At 58.5% G+C, this 26,210-nt stretch carries 22 protein-coding genes; 8 read left to right on the top strand and 14 right to left on the bottom strand.

All coding sequences use genetic code 11. The annotated features are described in order from the left end of the window. Nucleotides 1–713, top strand: a 713-nt coding sequence (locus tag JJQ76_RS11480) for an IS3 family transposase (protein ID WP_210396959.1), incomplete at its 5' end; no start/stop codon positions are given. Between the two features lie 38 nt (nt 714–751). Here JJQ76_RS11480 and JJQ76_RS11475 read toward each other — a convergent pair. Beyond that, a complete protein-coding gene (locus tag JJQ76_RS11475; protein ID WP_210396958.1) occupies nt 752–1,237 on the bottom strand; it encodes a cyclic nucleotide-binding domain-containing protein in 486 nt (161 codons plus the stop codon). A 146-nt stretch (nt 1,238–1,383) separates the two neighbouring features. On the opposite strand from JJQ76_RS11475, the gene JJQ76_RS11470 reads away from it, so the two are divergent. Then, a complete protein-coding gene (locus tag JJQ76_RS11470) occupies nt 1,384–2,628 on the top strand; it encodes a methyltransferase (protein ID WP_210396957.1) in 1,245 nt (414 codons plus the stop codon). On the opposite strand, the gene JJQ76_RS11465 is transcribed toward JJQ76_RS11470, so the two are convergent. Then, nucleotides 2,585–3,292 carry a PspA/IM30 family protein gene (locus tag JJQ76_RS11465; protein WP_210396956.1) on the bottom strand — a complete coding sequence of 236 codons (708 nt, stop codon included), beginning with the start codon at nt 3,290–3,292 and terminating at the stop codon, nt 2,585–2,587. The genes JJQ76_RS11470 and JJQ76_RS11465 overlap by 44 nt on opposite strands. Nucleotides 3,293–3,302: 10 nt before the next feature. After that, entirely contained in the window at nt 3,303–3,575 is a 273-nt protein-coding gene (locus tag JJQ76_RS11460; RefSeq protein WP_210396955.1) for a YiaA/YiaB family inner membrane protein, read from the bottom strand. 580 nt (nt 3,576–4,155) lie between these two features. Here JJQ76_RS11460 and JJQ76_RS18260 point away from each other — a divergent pair. Continuing rightward, nucleotides 4,156–5,580 carry a bacteriohemerythrin gene (locus JJQ76_RS18260; RefSeq protein ID WP_210396954.1) on the top strand — a complete coding sequence of 475 codons (1,425 nt, stop codon included), beginning with the start codon at nt 4,156–4,158 and terminating at the stop codon, nt 5,578–5,580. A gap of 261 nt (nt 5,581–5,841) precedes the next feature. Here the strand turns inward: JJQ76_RS18260 and JJQ76_RS11450 are convergent, their stop codons facing one another. Beyond that, a complete protein-coding gene (locus tag JJQ76_RS11450; RefSeq protein WP_210396953.1) occupies nt 5,842–6,576 on the bottom strand; it encodes a helix-turn-helix domain-containing protein in 735 nt (244 codons plus the stop codon). A 162-nt stretch (nt 6,577–6,738) separates the two neighbouring features. Here JJQ76_RS11450 and JJQ76_RS11445 point away from each other — a divergent pair, with 162 nt between their 5' ends. The 3 genes from JJQ76_RS11445 (at nt 6,739) to JJQ76_RS11435 (ending at nt 13,549) form a co-directional block, all read left to right on the top strand. After that, the gene (locus JJQ76_RS11445) at nt 6,739–10,191 is read left to right on the top strand and encodes an acyl-[ACP]--phospholipid O-acyltransferase (RefSeq protein ID WP_210396952.1); all 3,453 of its coding nucleotides are present in this window, start codon (nt 6,739–6,741) and stop codon (nt 10,189–10,191) included. A 173-nt stretch (nt 10,192–10,364) separates the two neighbouring features. Beyond that, on the top strand, nt 10,365–12,989 hold the full coding sequence (gene ppc / locus JJQ76_RS11440; protein ID WP_210396951.1) for a phosphoenolpyruvate carboxylase: 2,625 nt from the start codon (nt 10,365–10,367) through the stop codon (nt 12,987–12,989). A gap of 29 nt (nt 12,990–13,018) precedes the next feature. After that, nucleotides 13,019–13,549 (top strand): lipocalin family protein, encoded by a 531-nt coding sequence (locus JJQ76_RS11435; protein ID WP_210396950.1) that lies wholly within the window; start codon nt 13,019–13,021, stop codon nt 13,547–13,549. 23 nt (nt 13,550–13,572) lie between these two features. Here the strand turns inward: JJQ76_RS11435 and JJQ76_RS11430 are convergent, their stop codons facing one another. From JJQ76_RS11430 to nfo, 8 genes are all read right to left on the bottom strand, one after another. Next, nucleotides 13,573–14,172 (bottom strand): cytochrome c3 family protein, encoded by a 600-nt coding sequence (locus JJQ76_RS11430; RefSeq protein WP_210396949.1) that lies wholly within the window; start codon nt 14,170–14,172, stop codon nt 13,573–13,575. A gap of 45 nt (nt 14,173–14,217) precedes the next feature. Then, nucleotides 14,218–14,676, bottom strand: a complete 459-nt coding sequence (locus tag JJQ76_RS11425) for a nitrate reductase cytochrome c-type subunit (protein ID WP_246480620.1) — start codon at nt 14,674–14,676, stop codon at nt 14,218–14,220. Then, on the bottom strand, nt 14,673–15,527 hold the full coding sequence (gene napH / locus JJQ76_RS11420) for a quinol dehydrogenase ferredoxin subunit NapH (protein ID WP_210396948.1): 855 nt from the start codon (nt 15,525–15,527) through the stop codon (nt 14,673–14,675). The genes JJQ76_RS11425 and napH overlap by 4 nt, the downstream gene beginning before the upstream one ends. Continuing rightward, on the bottom strand, nt 15,527–16,285 hold the full coding sequence (napG, locus tag JJQ76_RS11415) for a ferredoxin-type protein NapG (protein WP_210396947.1): 759 nt from the start codon (nt 16,283–16,285) through the stop codon (nt 15,527–15,529). Before napG ends, napH begins: the two co-directional genes overlap by 1 nt. A gap of 30 nt (nt 16,286–16,315) precedes the next feature. Continuing rightward, entirely contained in the window at nt 16,316–18,820 is a 2,505-nt protein-coding gene (napA, locus tag JJQ76_RS11410; protein WP_210396946.1) for a nitrate reductase catalytic subunit NapA, read from the bottom strand. A gap of 12 nt (nt 18,821–18,832) precedes the next feature. Next, nucleotides 18,833–19,102 carry a chaperone NapD gene (locus JJQ76_RS11405; RefSeq protein WP_210396945.1) on the bottom strand — a complete coding sequence of 90 codons (270 nt, stop codon included), beginning with the start codon at nt 19,100–19,102 and terminating at the stop codon, nt 18,833–18,835. A 5-nt stretch (nt 19,103–19,107) separates the two neighbouring features. After that, a complete protein-coding gene (gene napF / locus JJQ76_RS11400; protein WP_210396944.1) occupies nt 19,108–19,611 on the bottom strand; it encodes a ferredoxin-type protein NapF in 504 nt (167 codons plus the stop codon). A gap of 256 nt (nt 19,612–19,867) precedes the next feature. Next, complete coding sequence (gene nfo / locus JJQ76_RS11395) at nt 19,868–20,761, bottom strand: deoxyribonuclease IV (protein WP_210396943.1); 894 nt, start codon at nt 20,759–20,761, stop codon at nt 19,868–19,870. 165 nt (nt 20,762–20,926) lie between these two features. Between nfo and JJQ76_RS11390 the strand changes: the two genes are divergently transcribed. After that, a complete protein-coding gene (locus JJQ76_RS11390; protein ID WP_210396942.1) occupies nt 20,927–22,042 on the top strand; it encodes a PQQ-dependent sugar dehydrogenase in 1,116 nt (371 codons plus the stop codon). 11 nt (nt 22,043–22,053) lie between these two features. Here the strand turns inward: JJQ76_RS11390 and JJQ76_RS11385 are convergent, their stop codons facing one another. Both JJQ76_RS11385 and JJQ76_RS11380 read right to left on the bottom strand, forming a co-directional pair. After that, the gene (locus tag JJQ76_RS11385) at nt 22,054–22,677 is read right to left on the bottom strand and encodes a peptidoglycan-binding domain-containing protein (RefSeq protein ID WP_210396941.1); all 624 of its coding nucleotides are present in this window, start codon (nt 22,675–22,677) and stop codon (nt 22,054–22,056) included. A 1-nt stretch (nt 22,678) separates the two neighbouring features. Then, nucleotides 22,679–24,541 (bottom strand): PEP-CTERM sorting domain-containing protein, encoded by a 1,863-nt coding sequence (locus JJQ76_RS11380; protein WP_210396940.1) that lies wholly within the window; start codon nt 24,539–24,541, stop codon nt 22,679–22,681. A gap of 638 nt (nt 24,542–25,179) precedes the next feature. Here JJQ76_RS11380 and JJQ76_RS11375 point away from each other — a divergent pair. Next, nucleotides 25,180–26,175 carry an aldo/keto reductase gene (locus JJQ76_RS11375; RefSeq protein ID WP_210396939.1) on the top strand — a complete coding sequence of 332 codons (996 nt, stop codon included), beginning with the start codon at nt 25,180–25,182 and terminating at the stop codon, nt 26,173–26,175. Nucleotides 26,176–26,210 lie beyond the last annotated feature (35 nt).

Raw genomic sequence — 26,210 nt, 5'->3', positions numbered from 1 at the left:
TACGGCATGAGCGTATCCGGCAACCGCAGCTGGGGACTCGCAAGCTACTGCATCTGCTGACGATGGAAACGGAGTTTAGAATCGGCAGGGACAAGCTGTTTGAACTGCTCAAGACCCATCGACTACTAGTTCGGCGGCTGAGGGCCTATCACAAGACGACGCAGAGTCATCATCGTTTTTGGTGCCATCCTAACTTGCTCAAGCCCGGCGCGGCGCAGGAGCAGGCAACACAACCGGAACAGATCTGGGTCGCGGATATCACCTATTTACCGGTAAGGAATGGAGAGGCGTACCTGAGCCTGGTTACCGATGCGTATTCACGCAAGATCGTTGGGTACCATATACACAGTGACTTGCGAGCAGAGTCTGTAGTAACGGCTTATAAAAAGGCGCTCAAGGACTATCGAGGTAGAACCGGGTTAATTCACCACTCCGATCGAGGCATACAGTACTGTTCGAAACGTTACCAAGCCGTGCACGAAAAGTACGGCGTACGTTGTTCAATGACGGACGGCTATGACTGTTATCAAAATGCGTTGGCGGAAAGAGTCAACGGTATACTGAAAGGAGAGTATTTGCTGAGAAAGCCTGACAATCTGGAGCAGGCAGCGGTCATGGTTGATGAATCAGTACGTCTCTACAATACAAGACGGCCGCACATGGCCTTAAAATACAGAACGCCCGATGAAGTGCATCGGGCGTTTTTAAGCTGAAATAGTGTCAACCTATATCAGGACAAGACATGGGCAGCTTAGAACTTCCCTATCTCCGCATTCGCTACTGAACGCGCAAAGAGCGAGCTGGCAACCACAGCATCCGTTGCCCTCAGGCGCCGGCTCAACTCGCGAGCCAGGTTCATCAACATCAGCGTATAAAGCTCGGGGTCAGTTCGGTGAAGCTCGCTAAGGGCCGCGCAGGACAGCGACAACACAGTCACGGATTCCAATGCTCTGACTGAAGCTGAGCGATTCTGCTGGTCGATAATCGCCATCTCTCCGATAGAATCACCTTCCTGACGCTTGGCCAGCGGCACCAGCGTATCGTCTGACAAGCGGTTTAACACCTCGACCTGCCCCTGCTGAATGAAAAACAGCCGGTCGGCCTTATCCCCCTGATGGAACAGAAAGGCCCCCTCGGGGAATGTTTCCGCCTTGAGCAACCGTGACAACACAATCAACTGCTGATCGCTGACGCCACCGAACATGGCGTAAGACTGCAGATTTCCAATACTGGCCATAATACGCTTCCTTACCGACAATCCCGAACAGGGTGCAATGCTTTCACTATAGAGCCATTTCAATGCTGATAGTTGCCACTGTTCAGCGGTAATAGCGCCGCGTATTATGTCCTGCCCGTTATCAACCTATATTCTGCATGCCTGCTGTGCTTTCTCTCCGCGACCGCTTCATTGCCCTTGACCGACTGCTGACCCAGCTGCGTCCCTTCTGGCAACTGCGTCCATTCGCCTTGAAAGAGTTGCCCTGGCACCAGCACCAGAGCCTGCACCACTGGCTGCAAACGCTAGACCTGAGCGCCTGCGAAGCGCTGGAGCGTGACGATCAGCTGCGCGCCGAGAATCTGGCTTCCTTTATCGACGCTGCACTGCCACTCCATGCGCATAGTCAGCTACCTGAAGCCCCCACGCAGGAGATGGCCGCGTACTCTGCGTCAACGGATACCTTACCTGCTCGGCTCAGCTATCACGTCCCTGGGCGCAAGTGGGAGCAGATTCGCGCGTTTGACCAGGCGCTCCGTCCGGCGGGTGAGCAGTGGCTGGAATGGTGTGCAGGTAAAGGGCATCTGGGAAGATTGCTGGCTTTTCGCCACCAGCGTCCGGTGCTGTCGCTGGAGTGGCAACATACTCTTTGCAACCAGGGCCAGCATCTCGCCGACGCCCTAAAACTCGACTGCCGAATGCAGCCCCAGGATGTGATGGCACCAGCAACCACGGCCCGGCTGCACCCCCGACAGCACGCGGTAGCCTTGCACGCCTGTGGCAAGCTGCATCTGCGCCTGCTCCGCCTGGCTAGTGAGCAGAGACTTGCCGGAGTAACCCTATCACCCTGCTGCTACCACCTTATAGATGAAGAGCACTATCATCCCCTCAGCGATAGCGCCCGCATCAGCAGGCTGCAGCTATCACGGCAGGACCTCAAGCTGGCGCTGCAGGACACCGTCACCGCGGGAGCCCGCGAGCGTCGTCTGCGCCAGCGCGAGCTGGCATGGCGGCTCGGATTTGATCTGCTGCAACGCCAACTGCGCGGAGAAGACAGCTACCTGCCCTGCCCCTCCGCTCCCAAGAGTCAGTTGAGCGGTGGCTTCGAAGATTACTGTCGCTGGATGGCCGCGCGCAAACAGCTGAGGCTCCCCGACGCCATCGACTACGCAGAATTCGAACAACAAGGCCGACAACGAGTACTGACCGTTACCCGCATCGAGCTGGTGCGCAACCTGTTCCGCCGCCCGCTGGAACTATGGCTGGCACTGGATCGCGCGCTCTATCTGCAAGAACGCGGTTATCAGGTCACGCTGAGCGAGTTCTGCGACTACCAACTCACCCCGCGCAACCTGCTGATCCAAGCTATCAGGCGGGACGAACCGGCCCCTCCTCGCGCAGCCGGGCAATAATCGCCGCCCGCCTCTGTTCTCGCTGACGGTCTTCGCTGGCCTTATCCACCTGCGTCAACGGATCCTGCTGCAACTGCCGCTCCAGCGCTTCCTCCGCCTGCTCCTGGAAATCCTGCTCATCACCGCGCTGACGTATCCGGCCCAACGACAGCTGCAGTGCCGAACGCGCGCTCTGCAGCTCACCCTGCCCGGCCGCAGTGCGGCCCTGAATCAGCGCGTCTCGTTGCCGAGACTTGAACAACCGTAACTCGCGCCGGTAACCATCAAGCTCCCGCACCGAGACTCGTAGCGATTCGCTACGCCGCTGCTCCTCCACCGCCAACGCATCACGCATCTTACGCTGGCTGAGGATCTCCCGTTCATAGTCGGCAATGCGATCTGCCAACGGCTCGACCTCGCTATCACGACCAGCCGATAGTGCCTCAGCCAACTGGGCTTCACGCTCGAACTGACGCTGTTGAAGCAAGCCCAACTCGCGCTCCACTCTCATCCGCTCCGCTACCAGCTGGGTTAGTTGGCGCTTGGCACCAAGCAGCGCCTGCTCGTAGTCAATCACCTCCTGCTCCAGAATCCGCAACGCGTTGCCGTCCACCACACCTTCGAGGGTTTCGCGGGCCCCGCCTCGCAGCAGGGTGCCGATCTTTCTGACAAGTTGCATGCTCATGACTACCTCCTTAATCGCTCAATTCGCGAATCATTTTCTCTGCCTTGGCGTCAGAGATGCGGTTAACCAAACGCTGCCCCTCGTGCTGGTCACGCAGGGTTTTGGCCAGATTAATGGTGGCGCTGACCAGAAACAGCGCACAGAGAGCAAAATAGCCCTGCACCATCAGGTCACCGGGCATAAACAGAATGCCGCCGGCCATCGCAGCCAACGCGGCTGCAAAAGAGGCTTTGACGAAGAACAACCATCCGCTTGAATGGCTCTGGATATCATAAGGGTCCATAGACTCACTCCCGAGTTATCGCCGACGACGGTGCCGGCGCGCCAAGCAATACGTCAGCGGAATGGAGTCCTCAAAGATCACCACCAAAGTGGCGTAGAACGCACCTGAAGGTCGCACTATTCGCAACCAGCGACGCTAAATCGCAGGACAACGGAAGAGGGCAAACTCGCGCTTATGCTGAGGCAAACGTGGTGGACAAAATGACCGTTTTGCACCAACCAGATGTTAGCTCGATAGAATCAGCGCCCGCCGTCTCTGCTTCACGAAAGACATTACGAAGAAACCAAACAAGCTGGCAGCCCTAGCTGTTTGCGCGACAGATAACCGGCTTATGAAGTAGCACGATGTAGTGACTGATGTCGGAAGGGGTAAGAAATACAGGGCACTGATACCATCAGCTCATTCGATTAATGGTTGCTGTGTCAGGCAGCAGTGATTTTCATCAAAGAATCACGGTTCGCTAATGTGCTACCGTTCCCTCGACTTCGGTTTGGTGCAATGAGGCTGGATGCCCATATCGTGGCAATAACCCGGCGTAAGAGTCGCCTTAAAGACGTTTTTCAGACACAGGGAGCCTGTCGTGAAGAAACTCTCCATATACAAGCTGCTGATGATATTTGCTATGGCGGTATTCATCGGACTGCCCCTCATCGTCACACCGTTGTCCATCTCACTGAACAACCTGAGAGACAGCTATTCACGTTATGTCATTCTTGTTGAGTCCAATCTGGCGCTGAAGGATGCTCGATTTCATATCGTCCAGATCCAGCAATTCCTGACCGATGTCGGGGCAACCGCAGACAGGGCGGTATTTGCCGAAGCCGATAAAAGCCTCGAAAGAGCGGAGTCCAATCTCAATCAGTTTATTGCATTGGTGCCGGAAAAAGCGACTGAGGGTCGACGCCTAATCAAGGAAGCCCGAGCCCTTCATGAGGTCGGCGTGGTGATGGCAAATGCCTACATTGACCAGGGCCGAGAGGCGGGTAATGCGATTATGCAGCGCCCGGAAACCGGGCTTGATGACGTATCGCTGCGATTATCTCTAGAGGTAGAGTCGCTGGTGAACAGCTCCAACGAAGAATTGAGGGACTTTCATTCGGTGGTGGATAAAACTCTCTCAAACAGCCTTTCTGTCGTCAGCCTGGGGCTGGGCTGCATTATTCTCATGGTCCTTGCAGCAATCGCGATCATCTACTTCAAGGTGCTGCCCCCTATTCTTAAACTGCGGGAATCCATGCAAGCAATTGCGGCGGGAAAGGCCGACCTGACAGCCCAACTGCCCATCCAGTCAGAGGATGAGATCGGTGACATCTGCAGGCACTTTAACGAATTCGTGCGTGAACTTCGTGGCATGGTGACCGAGGTTGTAGGCACCTCCCGGCGTATCTTTGTAACCAGTGAACAGCTCGGCCACTCCACAGAGATGACCCTTAAAGCGGTGCGCGAACTGGGCCTGGACACCCAGAGTCTGACCAGTGATGCTCAGCAAGCGGTAGCGGCCAGTCACCGTATCGACATTATGGCTAATGCGCTGCAGCGGCAAATGGACGGGTTTGAGATAGGCAGCGCGGCGATTGCAGACGCCTCCGTTGAAACCGTAGTCTGGAGTAAAGGCCTGGCCACCCAGATAGACGATATTGACGATCAGCATAAGCGGCTGATCAGTATATACAATCAGCTACACGAAGCACTGCGCACCGGACAGGGCCCGGAGGTGATGGGACACATTCTTGAAAGTCTGGTGGAATATACTGCGACCCATTTCCAGTTCGAAGAGGCGCTTTTCAGCCACTCGGACTATCCAGACACTGAACAGCATAAAGATCAACACGCAAAACTGCTTGCGCAGTTAGACACACTGAGAAAGCGCCATGCCGGCGGTAATCCTGAGGTCATGGCAGATATCCTAGCCTTTCTGCGTAATTGGCTGCTGAACCATATTATGGGGTCCGATATGGACTATGTTCCCCATGTAAAAGATGCACAAGCATCGGCATCCGCATAAATTCAGGGTTTACTGTAAAGCAGCCTTCTTGCTCGTTCGGGATCGGTCCGGTCACATCAAGTGGCCGAACAATCCTTGGCTGCATTGATTATTAGATTTCTGAACTGAAGCGCGTCAGCAGAAAAGCCTTCACCGGTATCCCGTTGCTCTTGACGCTCCCTTGGGGCCAACGCCAGATGCCGGACTGCGTGCATACCGGTGTCAGTACGAACCGATTTAATAAGGCACCCTTACCAACGAATAAGACAACATGAAAAGCGCTCACCGCCTGAGCGCGTCGAACAGGCCGTACTTCCAGGGCCGCATCGCTAGTACCAGCGTACAACCGTGGCGCTGCTCAAACGGCAGACTGCGATCGTCGGCGGCCAGTGCGTCAAACTCGCGCACCAGTTGTTCCAGCCGCCGCTGGAACAGTGCATTGGTGCTTTTCGACAGCATAGCGTTGGCCACCAGCAACTTCTCTTCGGCCTTGTCAAAACGGGAGTTGAAGAACTCCTGTTCCAACTTTTCCTGAAAGAAACGCTGGATCGGGCCATTCTCATGCCATGCAAAATTTGGCGCGATCCGCAACCGGATCCGGTTGCCCGGTTGCAGCTCAATCAGCTGCAAGCGATCCAGCTGCGCCAGGTAACGAATACAGTCAGTCTCGGAGAGATGGAAATAGTCAAGGAGCTGGCGAAAGGTCCAGTGATTGAGCACACAAACCGTCACCAGCAGCAGCTTGAGGTCGGCGGCGATCTCGCGTTCCTGGTCCAGGCTTAAGCCGCTGATCGGAGCCCGCTGCTGATTGGCCATCTGCTGCACCAGGTCACTGATCTCCATTCCTAGAAGTTGGCATACCTGATCCAATCGCGCCAGCGAGAAGCTCTGCTCCGAGAACAACCGCTTGACGCTGGCTTCCGATAGCTGAAGATGATCGGCCACATCGGCGTAGGTTTTGCCGTTGGCCTTTAACGCCTGCTTTAAGGTGAGGATCAGTTGTGATGTTTGAGCCATAGCCGTTGCCTGTATTACCAGTGCTGAATAATGCCAAAAAGTACTATTATTCGATACCATATGCGCAGCATAGCGCAACCATACCTATTAACGTCGCTTGATTAAATACTACACCCTACCGTCGGCCTGAACTTTCAGCCACCCAATGCAAAGGACACCGCAATGCGCGAACTGATACGACTGGCCGGCTTCGTCCCCTTTATCCTGATGGTGTTTCTCAACGCCTTTGTCGATCTGGGTCACAAGATCGTGGTGCAGAACACCGTCTTCAAGATCTACGATGGACAGGAGCAGATTCTGCTGACCGCTCTGGTCAACGCGCTGATCCTGATTCCCTTTATCGCTCTGCTGAGTCCGGCTGGTTACCTGTCGGACCGTTTTGCCAAACCCAAAGTGATGCGAGCCGCCGCCGCACTCGCGGTGGTGCTGACCACCCTGATCACCCTGTGTTACTACCAGGGCTGGTTCCAGACCGCCTTCGCCATGACCCTGCTGCTGGCGGTCCAGAGTGCCATCTACTCGCCGGCCAAGTTCGGTTATCTGCGTGAATGGGCTGGTAAAACCCTGCTCGCCAGCGCCAACGGCTTGGTACAAGCGGTCAGTATCGTCGCGATTCTTTCCGGAATCTTCGCTTTCTCCATCCTCTTTGAGGGTGCGTTGGGCGGTGTTACCTACCGCAACGAAGCGGATATCCTGCGCGCCATCGCCCCACTGGGATGGGCGTTGGTCGGTTGCTCGCTGCTGGAGCTGTTGCTCGCATTTCGGATTGCACCGGTAGAGGAACCCCAGGCTGCGGAGCCCTTCACCCGCACCGACTACCTGCGCGGCACCTACCTCAAGCGTAACCTGGCGGCACTGGTCGGTAATCGCGCGATCTGGCTGTCAATCATCGGCCTGTCGATCTTCTGGGGTATCTCCCAAGTCATGCTGGCCAGCTTTCCGGCGTACGCCAAGGAGCAGTTGGCTATCACTAACACGGTGGTCATTCAGGGGCTGCTGGCCTGTTCCGGTATCGGCATTATGCTCGGCTCGCTGGCCGCGGGGCGCGCATCCCGTAACCATATAGAAACCGGTCTGGTGCCTCTGGGTGCTCTCGGTGTGGTGCTGAGCCTGTGGTTGCTGCCGATGGCCGGCAGCGCGTCGCTGATCGCGTTCTGTTTTATCGGCGTTGGTTTCTTTGGGGGCCTGTTTATCGTGCCGCTCAACAGTCTGATCCAGTACCATGCCCCAGAAGCACAGTTGGGACGAATTTTGGCCGGTAACAACTGGATCCAGAACATCGTCATGCTGGGCTTTCTGGGCTGCACCTTGCTGTTCGCCCACTGGGGATTGAGCAGCTTTGGGTTGATGCAGTTGCTGATCCTGGTGGCTATCGCCGGGGCCTTTTATACCGTCTATCAGCTCCCCCACTCGCTGGTACGGCTGGTGGTCGCCAAGCTGTTCGCCGGTCGCTATCGGGTCGAAGTACTGGGGTTCAAGAACCTGCCCCCCAGCGGTGCGGTCTTGTTGCTCGGCAATCACATCAGCTGGCTCGATTGGGCGCTGATCCAGATCGCCTGCCCGCGCCCGGTTCGTTTTGTCATGCATCGTGGCATCTATAACCGTTGGTACTGGCGCTGGTTGCTGGACCTGTTTGGTGTCATTCCGATCGCAGGCGGACAAAGCAAACAGGCGCTGGAAACCGTCAACCAGTTGCTGAAGAACGGCGAGGTGGTGTGCCTGTTCCCTGAAGGTGCTATCAGTCGCAACGGTCAACTGGGCGAATTCAAGAAAGGCTTTGAACGCACCGTCACCGATGTGGACGGCGTGATCATACCTTTCTACCTGCGTGGCCTCTGGGGCAGCCGCTTCTCCCGCGCCAGCGAAGGGTTGCAGGCGCTGCGTGCCACCGCCCTGCGCCGCGACGTCATTGTCGCTTTTGGTCAACCGCTGGCGATTGAAAGCAGTGCCAGCGCGGTAAAACAGCAGGTAACCGAACTCTCGATCAGTGCGTGGGAAGAACATACCCGCCACCTGCCTACTCTGGCGGAAGCCTGGATTCGCAGCGCCAAGGCCCGCCCCATGCAGCTGGCACTGGCCGATATTCAAGGCGATACCGAACTCAGCAATCGCCGTGCACTGACCGCCAGCCTGCTGTTCGCCCGCCGCATCAAACGCCTTAATCGTGGCCAGAATGTCGGCCTGCTGCTGCCCACCAGCAGCGCAGGGGTGTTAGCTAATCTGGGCGCGCTGCTAGCCGGCAAAACCCTGGTCAACCTCAATTACACCGCCAGTCTGGCAGCGCTCAAGGCCGCCTGCAGCAAGGCCGAGCTGGGCACTGTTTTTACCGCCCGCCGATTCATCACCAAGCTGGAGCAGCGCGGCATCGACCTGACACCCCTTGGCGACCAGGTTAGCTTTGTCTACCTCGAAGATGTCGCCGCCGAAATCAGCCCGCTTGAAAAAGCGCTAACGCTGGCCACCACTCTGCTGCCCGCCAGCTGGCTGGTACGCCTAACCGGGGGCCGCCAGGACAGTCACAGCGCCGCCGCAATCCTGTTCTCCAGCGGCAGTGAAGGCGAACCCAAGGGCGTGGTACTTAGCCATCGCAACATCATGGCCAACATCCAGCAAGTCTCCGATGTACTCGACACCCTGCCAGAAGACCGCATGATGGCCACTCTCCCCCTGTTCCACGCCTTCGGTCTTACCGTCAACGGGCTGATGCCGATGATCGAAGGGATTCCGGCGATCTGTCATCCCGACCCTACCGACGCGCTAAACATCGCCAAGGGGATTGCGCGCTACAAGGGATCGATCTTTTGCGGAACCTCGACCTTTCTGCGCCTGTTTAACCGCAACAGCAAGATTCACCCGTTGATGCTGGACAGTTTGCGCATCGTGGTCGCCGGGGCCGAACGACTGAACCCTGATGTGCGCGACGGATTCGAAAAACGCTTCAACAAATCGATTCTGGAAGGCTACGGCACCACCGAAACCACTCCCGTCGCCAGCGTCAACGTACCGGACCGGATCGATACCGGCGACTGGCATATCCAGCGTGGCAGCAAACCCGGCACCGTCGGGCTGCCCCTTCCCGGCAGCAGCTTCCGCATCGTTGATCCGGACACCCTGGCGACCCTGCCGACAGGTGAAGACGGGCTGATTCTGATCGGCGGCACTCAAGTGATGCAGGGCTACCTCAAGGACCCCGAGCGCACCGCCGAGGTGATTCTGGAACTGGACGGTCAACGCTGGTACAGCTCCGGCGACAAGGGACATCTGGACGATGACGGTTTCCTGACCATCGTGGATCGCTACTCCCGCTTTGCCAAACTGGGCGGCGAAATGGTCAGCCTGGGCGCAGTTGAAAGCGCCATAACCAAGCAGCTGCCGGAGGAGGTCGAGGTACTGGCCACCGCCATTCCCGATTCACGCAAGGGCGAAAAAGTAGTGCTGCTCTACAGCGGCGACATTGATGATGATCAGCTGGCGGCGGCCATCGAACAGAGTACGCTCAACCCGCTGATGCGTCCGGCTGAGCGAATCAAAGTCGAGGGGATCCCCAAACTGGGCAGCGGCAAAAGCGACTTCAAAGCGGCACGCGAACTGGCGTTGGCGAACAGCGGTGGTTGAGGTCTGGCGATAACCGCTGGCGGCGTGAATTGTGACCACGCGCCACCGGCTATACTGTGACGAACAGTATATTGCGATGCAGCATTTGTGTTTGTGTAACGGTCTGAGATGGCCGGTATCGGACGAAGTGGCACCCGATTGATCGTGCCGCGACGACGGACTAAGGAGTAACAATGGACGATCTTCAGGCCCCCCTGCGCGACAACGTGCGCCTTCTGGGACAACTGCTCGGCAACACCATCAGCCGTGACCGTGGTCCCGAGTTTCTCGACAAAGTGGAATTGATCCGCAAGCTGTCGAAAGATGCCCGCAGCGGCAAGGCGCGCACCGAAGACCTGATTCGTGCGCTGAAGGCGCTTAAGGAAGAGGAGCTGGTCCCCATGGCTCGCGCCTTCAGCCAGTTTCTCAACCTCGCCAATCTGGCCGAGGAACATCACCGCGTGCGTCGCCGCAGCAGTCTGGTGGTCACCAAACCGGACCCCCATGCACTGGCGCAGGTACTGGATCACACTCTGGCCCAGGGCATAGATGCCGAGACTCTGGTTACCAAGGCCGCCGAGCTGGAGGTGGAACTGGTGCTCACCGCCCACCCCACCGAGGTTAACCGCCGCACCTTTATCCAGAAGTATGAGTCGATGGCCGATAACCTGGCCCGCCTGGACCGGGAACATCCTTTGAGTCATCGCTACCGTGATATCGAGGGCCGGTTGCAGCAGCTGATCAGTGAGGCCTGGTATACCAATGAGATCCGCAGCGAACGTCCCACCCCGGTAGACGAGGCCAAATGGGGCTTCGCGGTGATAGAGAACTCGCTCTGGCACGCCCTGCCGGTCTTTCTGCGTAATTTTGACCGCGAACTGGAGCGCGTCGCCGGTCAGCGCCTGCCCTGGCACGCGGCGCCGATCCGCTTTGCCTCCTGGATGGGCGGCGACCGTGATGGCAACCCAAACGTCACGGCCAAAGTGACCGAAGAGGTACTGCTGCTATCACGCTGGATGGCCGCCGACCTGCTGCTCAAAGATATCGAGCGGCTGCGCCACGAGCTCTCCATGAGTCGTGCCAGTGAAGAACTGCAGCTCTATGTCAAAGGCGCGGAAGAACCCTACCGCGAACTGCTGCGCGAAGTGCGACGCAAACTGCTGAACACCCGCCAATGGGCCGAGCACTGCATTCGCGTCGGCTGGCAACCGCTGGAGGACGGTTACCTCGGCAACGACGACCTGTTGCAGCCGCTACTGCTCTGCGACCGTAGCCTGCGTGAGATGGGCATGAAAGAGATCGCTGACGGCTGCTTGCGGAATACGCTGCGCCGAATCGCCGCTTTCGGCCTCACCCTGGCGCGACTGGATATCCGCCAGAATGCCGAGCGCCACGCAGAGGTGTTCGCCGAACTCTGCACCCACTACGGTCTGGGAGATTACAGCGCCTGGAGTGAAGCGGAGAAGCAGACTTTCCTGCTTAAAGAGCTGCAGAATAAACGGCCGCTATTGCCCCGCGACTGGAACCCTAGCGCCGAAGTGCGGGAAGTACTCGACACCTGTGCCGTAGTGGCGCGCCAGAACCCTGAGGCGCTGGGCAGCTATGTGATCTCCATGGCCAGCCAGCCCTCCGATGTGTTGGCGGTGGTGTTGCTACTGAAAGAGCAGGGTATCCCCTTCCCGATGCGGGTGGTGCCACTGTTCGAGACCCTGGCCGATCTGGATAACGCGGCTGAATGCATCGCCACCCTGCTCGACCTCGACTGGTATCGCGACTACTGCGGCGCCCATCAGGAGGTGATGATCGGCTACTCAGACTCCTCCAAGGACGCCGGCGCCTTAGCGGCCACCTGGGGGCAGTACCGGGCACAGGAAGCTCTCACCCAAGTCTGCCAGCAGCGCGGTATCAAGCTGACCCTGTTTCACGGGCGCGGCGGCACCGTAGGTCGCGGCGGCGGCCCCAGCCACAGCGCCATTCTGGGCCAGCCACCGGGGTCAGTCGATGGCACCCTGCGCGTCACCGAACAGGGCGAAATGATCCGGTTCAAGTTCGGCATGCCGGAGATCGCCGTGCGCAATATGGAGCTCTACGCCAGCTCGGTGCTGGAGGCGAGCCTCGCCCCCGCTCCCGCGCCCAAACCGGAGTGGCGCGCGCTGATCAGCCGTATGGCTGACGACGCCCACCAGATCTACCGCGCGCTGGTGCGCGAAAGCGACCAGTTTGTACCCTACTTCCGTCAGGCCACACCGGAACAGGAACTGGCCAAACTGCCGCTCGGCAGCCGCCCGGCCAAACGCAAGGCCGACGGCGGGGTCGAAAGCCTGCGTGCCATTCCCTGGATATTCGCCTGGACCCAGATCCGGCTGATGCTGCCGGCCTGGCTCGGTAGTGCCGCGATTGAGCGGGTGCTCGACAGCGACGACACCGAAACCCTGCTGGCGATGCGCAACCAGTGGCCGTTTTTCCGCACCTACACCGATATGCTGGAGATGGTACTGGCCAAATCCGAACCCGAGATTGCCGCCTACTACGAACAGCGTCTGGTCGATCCCACCCTGCACGCGCTGGGCAGCGAACTGCGCCAACGGCTGAAAAGCGCTCAGGAGATGATCAAACGCCTCACCGGCGCACCGCAGCTGCTGCACAACAATCCGGTGGTTCGCCAGTCCATCGACGTGCGAAACCCCTACATCGACCCGCTTCACTACCTGCAGGCAGAACTGCTGTTCCGCGACCGCAACTGCCCCAACGAAGTGGTAGAGCAGGCGCTGATGGCCACCATGACCGGCATCGCCGCCGGGATGAGAAACACTGGCTGATGCCATCCGCATCGGCCACAGGAGCCAAGATGAAACCATGGATCACGCTCACGTTAGCAGCGTTACTCAGCGGCTGTGTCGGCATTCCGCAAGGGGTACAACCGGTTCGCGACTTTGAGCTGGCGCGTTATCTGGGTCAGTGGTACGAAATTGCCCGGCTGGACCATTCCTTTGAGCGGGGGCTGAGCAGGGTCAGCGCCGAATACCAACGCCGCGATGATGGTGGAATAACCGTCATCAATCGCGGCTACCGGGAGGCGGACAACCAATGGACGTCAGCGGAAGGAAAAGCGTACTTTGTTAACGAGCCGGATCAAGCCTACCTGAAGGTTTCCTTTTTTGGTCCTTTTTACGGCTCTTACGTGGTGTTTGATATCGACCGCAACGACTATCAGTACGCTTTCGTGTCCGGCCCGACCCTCAACTACCTCTGGTTATTAGCCCGAACACCAACCGTGGATGAAAAGGTCATAGAGCGTTTCATTGAGGCCGCCAACGCGCGAGGCTTCGATACCGACCAGCTGATTTTTGTCTCTCACACGGCGCCGCAGGCAGAATAAACCCGGTTTTGCCCGATGGAAAACTAGTTCCAACCCGCCACCCCAGCCATATCCGGTAGCTCGTGAGCAATCCCTTTATGGCAATCGATACAGGTTTTCTCACCACTGGCCAGTGCCGTTTCATGCTGCTCAAAACCGCGCTTGCCCTGCTCGCTGAAGTCCATGGAATCAAAATCGTGGCAGTTGCGGCATTCCCGTGAATCGTTGGCTTTCATCCGCGCCCATTCCCGCGCCGCCATCTCGCCACGGTGCGCCTGGAACTTTTCACGGGTATCGATCTTGCCGGTAATTTTACCCCACACCTCTTTACTGGCCTGAATCTTACGAATGATCTTGTAAGTCCACTCTTTGGGCACGTGGCAGTCCGGGCAAGTAGCACGGACCCCGGACCGGTTCGCGTAGTGAATTGTTTCTTTAAGTTCCGCGTAGACGTTGTCACGCATTTCGTGACAGCTGATACAGAACTGCTCGGTGTTAGTCATCTCTAAGGCAGTGTTAAAGCCGCCCCAGAAGATGATGCCGCCCAAAAAGCCGCCCAGCAGGATGGTCCCCATCGCCAGCGGCGTTGGCCGAACCAACAGCTGCCAATAGCGAGCGATGATTCCTTTGCGTTGTTTTGACATGAGCAAGTCCCTATTCTGCGTTCCTGTGACTACCCTCGCGGGCCCCTACGGCTTGCCCAGTTCAGAGCTTGAGCGGTACTCGTTATCAATCAGCGGCTTAACCTCAGCTTGCGGCACATGGCATTGGAGGCAGAAGTAGCGCCGCGGCGATATATCCGCCAGCGCATGGCCATCGCGGGTCTCAAAGTGGGTCAGGCTGACCTTGGTGGCACCGGATGCTTTGTAACTTTCCCAGCTGTGGCAGGAAAGGCATTTGTTGCTGCGCAGGTCCACCTGATAGTGACGCACCTCATGCGGTATCACCGGCGGCTGCTGCACGTAGTTGCGCTCTACCAGAGTTTCGCTCTCATTGTACTTGGCCATATGAGGCGCTTTGTTGGTGGCATCAAGGTTCTTGAGCCCACGCAGGGATTCCAGTCCGCCGATATCACCCACAGCCAGCGGCGTAATGATGCCGCCCGCGGTGGCGATCGCCAGCGTCATTGCCAAAGTGGTGGTCTTCATGGTTGCTTCTCCATCGATGTGGCAGGGCGAGTGCCATAAGCGAAAACATCTACCGAACAGATATCGATACAACGGCCACAGTTGGTGCACTGTGACGAGGTGATCAGGTCACCGCCCGCACCTTTAAGTGCCGGCTTGATCACCTGAGGCTCGGGGCAAACCGCGTAACAGTCGAGGCAGTCGTAGCAGCGTTCCCGGCCACTGGCGCGAACCCGCAGCAGGCTCTGATGCCCCAGCAGGCTGTAACAGGCTCCTTGTGGGCAAAGATGACCGCACCAGCCGCGCGGCAGTACAAACAGGTCGAACAGAAACAGCGCCAGCACCAACAGCCAACCACTGCCCATGGAAAAAATAAGCCCGCGATGAAATTGCGATACCGGGTTGACCAGTTCCCACACCACCATCCCCAACAACAGCGGCATCACCACGCACAGCGCCAGGATCCAGAAACGGGTGTGACGCGAGATCGCCACTCGCCGGCGAATACCCAGCTTGCGGCTGCACCAGGCGGCAAGATCGGTTACCGGATTAATTGGGCAGACCCAGCTGCAGAACACCCGCCCGCCAAGCAGCAGATAAAACAGCGCCACTACGGCGATCCCGATCAGCAGGTTAGTCTCGGGCTGGTGGCCGCTGGCAAGCACCTGCAAGGCGATGAAAGGATCGCTGAGCGGTATGGTCTCCAGCAGCAGGCTGCTACTGAGGTTGCCCTTGATCAGCCAGACGCCGGCCAGCGGCCCGGCCAGAAACAGCACCAGCACGCCAAGCTGAGACAGACGACGGAGTAGCAACCAACGCTGACTGCGCCAGAAGCCTTTGATCCGGCGCGCATCGCTGCCAACCGACAACATCACTGCTCTCCCCCGGGCCGGCGCACCGGCAGCTTGAGCTGCTCGGGGATCAGCGACTCGCCGTTGTTGGCCGCCTTCTCTTCCCAACCCAGGCGGTAATGGTGCCCCAACTCCCCTTTCGCCAACGGCCGGGGCAACACCTTTATTGCGGCGACATCCAGCACGCAGGCCTGTTCGCACTTACCGCAGCCGGTACAGGCATCGGAATGCACGGTGGGGATAAACAATGCATGGTGACCGGTGCGGGTATTGCGCTCCAGCTCCAGCGTGATCGCCTCGTCGAGCAGTGGGCACACGCGGTAACAAACGTCACAGCGCAGCCCCAGTACGTTGAGACAGGTCTCGCGGTCAATCAGTACCGCCAGCCCCATCCGCGCATCGTCGATGTTGTCCAGCCCATGATCCAGCGCACCGGTGGGACAGGCAGCCACACAGGGAATGTCATCACACATCTCGCACGGCACGTCACGGGCGGTAAAGAATGGCGTACCGTTGGCCACCGGGTCGGTCAAGGTGGCCAGTTTCAGGGTGTCGAACGGGCAATCACGGACGCACAAGCCGCACCGCACGCAGCTGCCAAGAAACGACTCTTCAGGCAGAGCTCCCGGAGGACGCAGCGCCTCCGGCGCATGGGAGCGCGCCTGCCCGGCCAGGATGCCAAGGCCAACCCCCAGCGCCCCGGCGCCGCATACCCCCCGCGCACTGTCAGCAAGAAACTGGCGGCGACTGGTGGGTTTGTTGCTGGCGCTGGGGTTCATGAAGCGATGCTCCCGTTCACGTCGTCAGGCTCAGGCCTTCATGATCTTGACGGCGCACTTTTTGAAGTCCGTCTCTTTGGAGAGCGGATCGGTGGCATCAAGGGTGAGCTTGTTAACCAGACGGCCCGCGTCAAAGAAGGGGATAAACACCAGCCCCCGGGGGGGACGGTTGCGGCCACGGGTTTCCACCCGCAGCTCGATCTCTCCTCGACGGGAGACCACTTTGACATCCTGACCACGGCGCACACCGCGGTCCCTGGCATCATCCGGATGCATGTAGACCACTGCATCGGGCACCGATCGGTAGAGCTCCGGAACCCGACGCGTCATGGTGCCGGTGTGCCAGTGCTCCAGCACCCGTCCAGTGGATAGCCACAGGTCATATTCGCTGTCGGGCGATTCCGCCGGTGGCTCATAGGGCAGCGCGAACATCACCGCCTTGCCGTCCGGCTTGCCGTAAAACTCGAAGTCGGCGCCAGCTTTCACGTAAGGGTCGTAACCTTCTCGGAAGCGCCACAAGGTTTCTTTGCCGTCCACCACGGGCCAGCGCAAGCCGCGGGCCTGATGATAGGTGTCAAAGGGGGCCAGATCATGACCGTGGTCGCGCCCGAACGAAGCGTACTCTTCGAACAACCCTTTCTGGACGTAAAAACCGAACTCGTGGGCTTCGTTGTTATCAAAGCCTTCGGCCAGTTGATCAAGCGGATACTGGTCCACCTGACCATTCTGGTACAGCACCTCAAACAGGGTTTTGCCTCTGTACTGGGGCGCTTTGGCCAGCAGTTCGTCCGACCACACCTCCTCCACCTTGAAGCGTTTGGAGAACTCCATCAGCTGCCACAAGTCGGACTTGGCCTCACCCGGGGCCTGCACCTGCTGCCGCCAGAACTGGGTGCGACGTTCAGCGTTGCCGTAGGCGCCCTCTTTTTCCACCCACATGGCGGTGGGCAGCACCAGGTCGGCAGCCTGGGCGGTCACGGTCGGGTAGGGATCCGAAACAACGATGAAGTTGTCAGGATTGCGATAGCCGGGCAAACCCTCTTCGTTCATGTTGGGCGCGGCTTGCATGTTGTTGTTACACATCACCCAGTAGGCGTTGAGCTTGCCGTCCTTGAGCATGCGATTCTGCAACACCGCGTGATATCCCACCTTGCCGGGAATGGTGCCTTCCGGCAGTTTCCAGATTTTCTCGGCGGTATCCCGGTGCTCCTTCTTGGCAACCACCAGGTCGGCGGGCAGGCGGTGCGCAAAGGTACCCACCTCACGCGCGGTACCGCAGGCGGAGGGCTGGCCGGTCAGCGAGAAGGGGCCGGAACCTGGGGTCGAGATCTTGCCCGTCAGCAGGTGCACGTTGTACATCAGGTTATTGGCCCAGACACCGCGGGTGTGCTGGTTGAAGCCCATGGTCCAGTAGGACACGACCTTCTTGTCCGGGTCGGCATAGAGTTTGGCCAGTGCTTCCAGCTTATGTGCCGGCACCCCGGACAGTTCGGCGGTTTTCTCCAGCGTGTAGTCGCCGACGAACTTGGCAAAATCATCAAAGCTCATCGGTTCGGAGCCCCCCTTGCCGGGGTTTTTGGCTTTCTGCTCCAGCGGGTGAGTCGGGCGCAACCCGTAACCGATGTCGGTGACCCCTTTACGGATATTGACGTGTTTGGCCAGAAACTCCTGATTCACGTTGCCGGACTGGATGATGTAATTGGCGATGTAGTTCAGGATCGCCAGATCCGTCTGTGGGGTGAACACAATATCGTTATCGGCCAGCTCGAAACTGCGGTGACGGAAGGTAGACAGCACATGCACTTGCACACCGGGTGAGCTCAGCCGCCGGTCGGTGAGCCGAGACCACAATACCGGGTGCATCTCGGCCATGTTGGAGCCCCAGAGCACAAAGGCATCGGCGTTTTCGAGGTCGTCATAACAGCCCATCGGTTCGTCAATGCCGAAGGTTCGCATGAAACCGCCAACGGCCGAGGCCATACAGTGGCGCGCGTTGGGATCGATATGGTTGGAGCGGAATCCCGCTTTGTAGAGTTTGGCGGCGGCGTAACCTTCCCACACCGTCCACTGGCCGGAGCCGAACATGCCCACCGGCGGCATCTCATCGCTATTACGGCTGGGGGCGATGGCGGCCTTGAACTTCTCCGCCATGATGTCGAACGCCTGATCCCAACTGACCGGTGTAAACTCGCCCTCTTTGTCGTACTCGCCGTTACTCATGCGCAGCAACGGCGTGGTCAGACGGTCTTCGCCGTACATGATCTTGGACAGGAAGTAGCCCTTGATACAGTTCAGGCCTTTGTTGACCGGCGCGTCCGGATCACCCTGAGTGGCGACGACCCGACCCTTCTGGGTACCTACCAATACCGAGCAACCGGTCCCGCAAAACCGGCACGGCGCCTTGTCCCAGCGGATTTCTGCATCATCGGATCTGGTGATCATATTGGTGGCTGAGGCCGGTAGCGTCACACCAGCAGCCGCTGCGGTGGCGGCCACCGCATTGCTCTTAACAAAGGCTCGACGAGAAAGCTTCATGGTCTTCTCCTGCTAGTGGGATTCCTGTTCGGCATGGTGATAGACCATCGAGGTCGACAGCACGCCGGGGATCTTGTTAATCGAGGAAAGGGTATCGAGGGCCAGCTTTTCACCGTTCAGTTCCTCGATCGTCACCACCATCTGGCCGGTGTCGTTGACGGCATGCACCTCAACGCCCCGAAGCTGATGTAACTGCTCACGAATGGCTGCCAATCGCGCTGGCAGAGCCCTGACCACCACGCCGGTGATATCAAAGCTGTCGGGTTTACTCTGTAGGTTCATCGCTATCAGGCCTCATGGTCCGGCTGAAACAGGGAGACAGCCTGCGTCGGGCAAACGGCAATACACGCACCGCAGCCAACGCAGGCTGATAAGTCGATATCGGGTTCGGCCACCTGGCCGAGCTGGGGTAAAAAGCGGATAGCCTGGGGTTCGCACTGCTCACCGCAGCTACGACATACCACTTGCCGTCGGGCGACACATTGGTCGCTGATACGGGCTTTCAGCCCCCAGGGTGGGGCGTCCGTCGACCGGAAAAGCGGCTCTTCACAGGCGTCGGCGCAATCGCCGCAAAAGGTGCATTCACCGGCTGCAAAGTCGAGTTCGGGAAAGCCTGCTCCGTCACGGCGGATAATCTGTCCAGGACAGGCGCGCAGGCAGGCATCACAGCGGGTACAGCCATCGACAAATAGCGGCTCGTTAACGCTCCAGGGCGGGCGCAGCGGGATCTTCCTTGCCGCTATATCGCCGCGAAAGAGCTGCCGCCGCGCGGGATTGAAGGCAACGCTCATGGGTTTCCTGACCTTATGTAATGACGCACTTCTGCGAGTGCTTCCCTAACCCTAGTGCCCAGTGGTTATTATTTCCAACAGGAGATAACTCAATTTCTCTGGTTGATTTAAAACACCCGTTGTTGTGCTTACAGTAACCCTGCGCCCGCGCTGCCAGGGCGGCCTTGATCAAAGTCAATTACGACCAATAGAGATTGGAGTGAGATTAGGTTGGTGCCACAGGACTGTGGCACCGGAGAGAGGTCAGCCGCAGCGTTTAAGCTGCGCCCGGTAGCTCGATGACGCTGTCAGCCAGGTCGCATGCACTGACCCCGTCGAGGCGGCGCAGCAACGCGATCTCATCGGCCCAGATTGACTCGTCGATGGTTTCCAGCACCATGGGGATCTGGTCAAAACGGGCATCATTCATGATGAAACGGAACACTTCCAGGCCGATATGGCCACGCCCGAGGCTATGGTGGCGGTCCACCCGCGAACCCAACTCAGACTTGGAATCGTTCAGATGCATTCCGCGTAGATACTGAAACCCCACTACCCGCTCGAACTCACCAAAGGTGGCCTCACAGGCAGCTTCCGTGCGCAAGTCGTAGCCAGCCGCAAAGGTGTGGCAGGTATCGAGACAGACACCGATACGGGATTTGTCCTCCACCCCGTCAATAATCTCAGCCAAGTGTTCAAACCGGTGCCCTAGATTGGAACCCTGACCGGCGGTGTTCTCGATCACCGCGGTTACGCCCTCGGTTTGATCCAGCACTCGGTTGATCGACTCGGCCACGATCGCCAGAGACGCACTTGCGTCGATTTGGCGCAGGTGACTGCCGGGGTGAAAGTTAAGCAGCCTCAAGCCCAGCTGTTCGCAACGCTGCATCTCGTCAAGAAACGCGGCGCGGGACTTGGCTAGCGCTTCTGGATCAGGGTGACCCAGATTAATCAGGTAGGAATCATGTGGCAGCACCTGAGCACGATCGATACCGGCCTCGTCGCAGCGCGCTATAAACTGCTCAATGGATTTAGCTGGCAACGGCTTGGCCTCCCAGCGACGCTGGTTCTTGGTGAACAGGGCAAACGCGTTGGCATTGATCGCCGCCGCATTCAGTGGCGCGTTTTCGACCCCGCCGCTGGCGCTAACGTGGGCTCCGATAAATTTCATGCTCTCTCCTGACCAATTCCGAAACGCCGCAACTGACTAATCGCAACTACCGCCCCAAATTATGCCGAGAGCCTTGCCGCCACTCAACCACCTTGCGTCGGGAACCCATACCGGCGCTGCTAACCTAAGCTGATGGTAACCAGCGTCAACAATAGGATCCCCATCATGCGCTCGCTAATGTCATTACTGTTTTGCTGGCTGGCTGCCCTGCCCGCTGTTGCCGCACCCGTCGCCCAGGGCAACAGCGCAGGAATGATGTATCAGATTGAAGAGATCGCCAGCGGCTTTGAGATTCCCTGGGGGATGGCCTTTGTCGATGCCGATACTCTGTTGGTCACCGAACGGCGCGGTCAGCTCTGGCTGGTAAAAATAGAAAGCGGGCACCGACAGCAAGTGAGCGGTGTCGCCACTGTTTGGGCCAACGGCCAGGGGGGCCTGCTGGATGTAGCTGTCGAGCCCGACTATACCAGCGACCGCTGGATCTACTTTACCTACAGCAAGCCTGTGCAGGGCCGAGGAGCGACGACGTTGGCGCGAGCACAACTGAACGGCGACCAGCTGCGCAACTGGGAAGATCTGTTGGTGACCCGCTCCACCACCGGCACCAGTCGCCACTTTGGCAGCCGAATCGCTTTCGATGACGCGGGTTATGTGTACTTCGGTGTCGGAGACCGCGGCGAGCGCCCCAACGGACAGGACCTGACCACTCACGCTGGCAGCATTCTGCGCCTGCACCGTGACGGACAGGTCCCCGAGGACAATCCCTTTCGCGGTCGTAGCGATGTTCTGGCGGAGATCTGGAGCTACGGTCACCGCAATCCCCAAGGGCTGGCCTACGACCATAGGCGTCAGCAACTATGGGAAATAGAGCACGGTCCGCGCGGTGGCGATGAAATCAACCTGATCCGCCGTGGTGGCAACTACGGCTGGCCGGTCATCTCCTACGGCCAGGAGTACTGGGGGCCATTCGATGTGGGCGAAGGCACCCACCGCGACGGGATGGAGCAACCGGTGAAATACTACACTCCATCCATCGCTCCAGGCTCGCTGCTGGTCTACCACGGCAATGCCTTCCCGGCCTGGCGCGGCGACCTGTTCAGCGGCGCGCTTAAACTTACCCACCTCAATCGTGTCACCCTGAACGACAAGGGTGAGGCAGTTGCCGAAGAGCGCTTGCTGGAGAGCCTCAATGAGCGGATTCGAGCGCTGGCTGAAAGTCCGGAGGGTTGGCTATACCTCTCCACTGACAGCGGCCGCATCCTGCGAGTACGGCCGCAATAACCTGGCGCCCCCTAGTCATCCGGGCGCAACAAACGCCAAAGAGTGGCCTGATCGGGAAACCCTGACGGTTCGAAACCGAGATCGGTCTGAAAGGCGATCAGGGCGGCGCGCACTGCGTCGGTATAGCGGCCATCGCTGGGCCCCTGGTAAAGACCCAACGCCGTCAGCTTTTGCTGCATCCGGGTCACCGTCGTCCGATAGAGCCGTGTGCGACGCTCACCTTGTTCGATCTCTACACGCGCGCTCTCTTCGGTGATCGCATCGGGTTGCAGTTGACGCAACACCCCCTGCAAAACGGCGTGTAGCTTGTCCTCAGGGTGCTGGCGGCAGTGGTTATCAACCACCGACAGCAGCAACTCCAGTGATTCAAACGAAGTGATATCGAACACCCGCGGTACAAACTGGTTGTACGCCGACAGATAGCCCTCGATCCACCCCCCGATCATGAAGTAAACATCGGAGCGTTTCTGCCGCTCGCCAGTGTAAACAAAGCAGTTCAGGAGCCCGGCCCCTTTCATCGCGAAGCGCTGATTAGCGTCAGCCCCCCAGGTCGGCGAAGAGATCAGCAGCAGCATCAGGGGAGCCAGCAGCCGTCGAACGAAGCGCGCCCGACGGCCATGTGATGCACGGCCCATACTAGGCCGCACCCCACGTTCTCATCCCGCCCGGCAGGGCAAACAGTCCCCGCCGCCAAAGGACGATTGCCAGTGCAATCAGGAGTAACGCCAGCGTGGCAGGCTCCGGAACATCAGTAGGATTGGCAGCCAACACAATCTGATTGGCAGCCGAGCGCGCCCCCAGTAGCACCGGCGCATCAGGCAGGGGATCCAGAAAACTAACCAAAAAGCTTTCGCCCAGTTGCAGGTCGAACCCTCCCAGCGAGAACAGGTTGCTGAATAGCGCCGGAGAGGTAAATAGATCAGCGCCCAGTTCGAGAACATTGCCGATCCCGAAGCTGCCTTCGCCCAGCAAGCCGAAATCGTAGAACACCTGCAGCAGATCAATTCCCAATTCCAGATCAAAGTCGAGGAAAGTTTCATTCAACAGGGTGACGTCATTGAGAAAGAACGTCGGGGTGACCTCGGTGATATCCGCCAGGAAGGTGATGTCAGGCAGCAGATCCCAGGCCGATGTGAGCCTCGTAACCAGTTGCCCCGCGACCATAACGGCTTGGTCAAACGCGAGTTCAACGAAGAGAGTGGGCGTCAGTTCAAAATCCTGTTTAAGATCGATCGTCGGTCCCATTTCCACGTTAATGATGTCAAATCCGGCACTACCCAGCGCGCCCAACCCCAGCTCTGAGCCAAACAATCCCGGCACACCGGCAGCGGTTGCCACAATGTTGTCGAGATCCAGAGTCAGATCGACCAGGTCATCCTGCCCCGTGGCACGCAAGGTCTGCGTGACCGGGTCTAATCCGCCAGTGGCATTGGGTTGCGGCAGGTGCAAGGTGGTGCTTGCGATACCACCGAAATCCAAGGTCAAGGGTAAGCCGTCGGCGTTGGGTATACCCAGATCCGAGGGCGTCTGCCCGAGGAACAGAACACCACCCTCACCATCTTGGTTAAAGGAAAGAACGGGAGCCCGTTGATCAATATTAAATGAGGTGCCGCCCGTGGTGCAGCCTGCGGGTATCACACAGGCCTCCGCGCCAACGCTCCCGGAAAGCTCCATAATCGCATCGACATTCAAGGCCATCGTCGAAAACGACGTATTGAGCACACTACTTCCCGCCAAGATGCTGTCAGGGTTAAAACTGATGGGCTGTGATTTATCCAGCAAGCTGGTATCCGGCAGGTCGAGCGTTGCCTGGTAAGCCACGGTCGCATCCACCGAGCCACTGTCGATCTCCAACCCAAGCTCTAACCCTACGCGGCCATCTGATGTGGCGTTCAAGGCAACGCCTGTACGCGTGTCCACGTTGAGGAATTCCGGCGGCGCCGTACCCAGCGCCAGCACCGGTAAACGGGCAGATTGGCCATTGCGACAAACTGAAGACGAGAAACTTTTTCGGCACAAAGAAAAAGCCGCGTCATAAGCGGCGCGTCGGGTCAGATCACCAGCACGAGCAATATTGCAGCCTACGGCAAAACGGCCGCAGGACCGCACCGACGGCCGGCTCCCCAGGGCAGGCACAGGAACCCGAGCACTCTGCCCATTGATACACGCGCTGGAAGAGAACCCCAGTCCGGTGCAGGACGCGAACGCGACGTTGTAGGCCAACCGCGCAGGGTTGATAACGTTGGTTTCTTCATCTCCGGCGATCAAATCGACTGTAGCACGCTGGTCCTGCCACTGGGCACCCAGAAAGCGCGTCTGACTAAGCTGGATCGATTCTCCCGACCCCCATATGCTTTGGCCGCTGGTTTCAAATTCCAGATCGTAGGTAATAGGGACTGCTTGAAGCGGCGACGACACCATCATCAGCGCGATCAGTAAACCCCGCAAGCAGAGCCCCCTGAGTTTAACTAGCCACACCGTTACGCTGGGCCTTTCCATTGCTCTACCTCCCCGGAGTGAGATCACCCGACTTGTGGAGCGCTCATGGGATTGGGCGCTAATCCAGGTACGGGAGCAGGTACTGCATAATGCAGGCCGTTATTCGCAACATGCAGGAGGTACCGCCAATAGCTGACGAAAAACCAAGAGTTTAAGTCAATTAATTTTTCAATCAGGGTCCATCGTTCAAAAAAAGGAACTCACAACAATGGCAAATGTGTAAATAATTCTGACAGTTATAAAACAAATAAAAAGAGATTATGCCGCGAGAACGAATAATCCAGAAAGCCGATTCAAACAGCTGTTAGCAAGACACCCTCTCACAGAAGCACTTCGAAAAGGCTCCTTTTTATGACAAGCACAGGAAGCCGGGTCTACCACCAATATCGCAACACCTGTCTCCTCTGCCGCCGGCTTAGCAGACCGGTATAGGCGCTTGGGTGCCAGCACCGGTCGCCAAACGTGCTGTGCAGTACCTTACCGGTTGGTAACAACGATGAAGATACCGTGACCATGGGTTTCATCGGTATAATTCTCGACGCTGGCATGGTCATCACTGCCACTCATACCCGTATGATCGCTCTCGCTCCGCTTGTCCGCGCCAGAAGCCGATCACCTATTTTCTGACAGAGGATGCTATGCGTACCGTCTCCCTGGGTCCCTTTACTGTGTCAGCCATCGGACTTGGCTGTATGAACATGTCCGCCGGTTATGGACCTGCTGATCAAGCCACCTCGGAAAAGCTGCTGCACGCGGCGCTGGATCGCGGCTATCGTTTTCTCGATACCGCCGCGATCTATGGCTTCGGTGACAACGAAAAACTGATCGGGCGCACGCTGGCAGCCCGCCGCGACCAGTACGTGCTGGCCACCAAGTGCGGCATGACCCGTGACCAACAGGGACTGCCCCGCCCGAGCGGCCGACCGGAACGGCTTCAACGGGAGTGCGAACAGAGCCTGCGCAATCTGCAAACCGAGGTCATCGACCTCTATTATCTGCACCGGGTCGATCCTGATGTGCCGGTTGAAGAGAGCGTCGGCGCTTTGGGCGAACTGGTGCGCCAAGGCAAGGTTCGCACCATCGGCCTGTCTGAAGTCTGCTGCGACACCCTGCGCCGGGCCCATCAGGAGTTCCCCATCACCGCAGTACAGTCTGAATACTCGCTCTGGTCACGCACTGCCGAGCGCGGCATGCTGACCACCTGTGAAGAGCTTGGCGTCACCTTCGTGCCCTTTTCACCGCTGGCACGGGGCTTTCTGACCGGGAAAGCCAGCGACGTTACCACGCTCAGTGAAGGTGATATTCGTCAGACCATCGCCCGCCCGCGCTTCGAACCCGAAGCCTTTGCCCGCAACAGTGAGCTTCTTGTTCCCTACCGGGCCATCGCCGAGCGCATCGAATGCTCCCCGGCACAATTGGCACTGGCCTGGCTGCTGGCGAAAACGGGGGGCAAAGTGGTGCCGATTCCCGGCACCAAGCATATCGACTTTATGGAGGAAAACGCCGGTGCGGTGGAGGTGGTGCTGGATGACGCCACAGTCATCGAGCTTGATGCACTGATCAACGACGACACCGTCAGCGGCGCACGCTACGCCGACGCGGTAATGGACAGCATCGATTCCGAGCGCGACTGACCGTGACACTCCTGCTTCCAGCCTGCATCGCAGCG

Origin of the sequence: Motiliproteus sediminis (assembly GCF_017912535.1) — a bacterium.
In the GTDB taxonomy this organism is placed as follows: Bacteria; Pseudomonadota; Gammaproteobacteria; order Pseudomonadales; family Balneatricaceae; genus Motiliproteus; species Motiliproteus sediminis.
Note: the sequence above shows the minus strand (reverse complement) of the source record. Positions and strands in the feature narration are given on the sequence as shown.

Coding starts and splice junctions, on each gene's coding strand:
- napG (WP_210396947.1), bottom strand. CDS start 16,285: ATGAACCCCAGCGCCAGCAACAAACCCACCAGTCGCCGCCAGTTTCTT.
- JJQ76_RS11405 (WP_210396945.1), bottom strand. CDS start 19,102: ATGAACCTACAGAGTAAACCCGACAGCTTTGATATCACCGGCGTGGTG.
- JJQ76_RS11385 (WP_210396941.1), bottom strand. CDS start 22,677: ATGGGCCGTGCATCACATGGCCGTCGGGCGCGCTTCGTTCGACGGCTG.
- JJQ76_RS11450 (WP_210396953.1), bottom strand. CDS start 6,576: ATGGCTCAAACATCACAACTGATCCTCACCTTAAAGCAGGCGTTAAAG.
- napA (WP_210396946.1), bottom strand. CDS start 18,820: ATGAAGCTTTCTCGTCGAGCCTTTGTTAAGAGCAATGCGGTGGCCGCC.
- JJQ76_RS11475 (WP_210396958.1), bottom strand. CDS start 1,237: ATGGCCAGTATTGGAAATCTGCAGTCTTACGCCATGTTCGGTGGCGTC.
- JJQ76_RS11465 (WP_210396956.1), bottom strand. CDS start 3,292: ATGAGCATGCAACTTGTCAGAAAGATCGGCACCCTGCTGCGAGGCGGG.
- JJQ76_RS11380 (WP_210396940.1), bottom strand. CDS start 24,541: ATGGAAAGGCCCAGCGTAACGGTGTGGCTAGTTAAACTCAGGGGGCTC.
- JJQ76_RS11445 (WP_210396952.1), top strand. CDS start 6,739: ATGCGCGAACTGATACGACTGGCCGGCTTCGTCCCCTTTATCCTGATG.
- JJQ76_RS11460 (WP_210396955.1), bottom strand. CDS start 3,575: ATGGACCCTTATGATATCCAGAGCCATTCAAGCGGATGGTTGTTCTTC.
- JJQ76_RS11375 (WP_210396939.1), top strand. CDS start 25,180: ATGCGTACCGTCTCCCTGGGTCCCTTTACTGTGTCAGCCATCGGACTT.
- JJQ76_RS11390 (WP_210396942.1), top strand. CDS start 20,927: ATGCGCTCGCTAATGTCATTACTGTTTTGCTGGCTGGCTGCCCTGCCC.
- napH (WP_210396948.1), bottom strand. CDS start 15,527: ATGTTGTCGGTTGGCAGCGATGCGCGCCGGATCAAAGGCTTCTGGCGC.
- JJQ76_RS11425 (WP_246480620.1), bottom strand. CDS start 14,676: ATGAAGACCACCACTTTGGCAATGACGCTGGCGATCGCCACCGCGGGC.
- ppc (WP_210396951.1), top strand. CDS start 10,365: ATGGACGATCTTCAGGCCCCCCTGCGCGACAACGTGCGCCTTCTGGGA.
- nfo (WP_210396943.1), bottom strand. CDS start 20,761: ATGAAATTTATCGGAGCCCACGTTAGCGCCAGCGGCGGGGTCGAAAAC.
- JJQ76_RS11435 (WP_210396950.1), top strand. CDS start 13,019: ATGAAACCATGGATCACGCTCACGTTAGCAGCGTTACTCAGCGGCTGT.
- napF (WP_210396944.1), bottom strand. CDS start 19,611: ATGAGCGTTGCCTTCAATCCCGCGCGGCGGCAGCTCTTTCGCGGCGAT.
- JJQ76_RS11430 (WP_210396949.1), bottom strand. CDS start 14,172: ATGTCAAAACAACGCAAAGGAATCATCGCTCGCTATTGGCAGCTGTTG.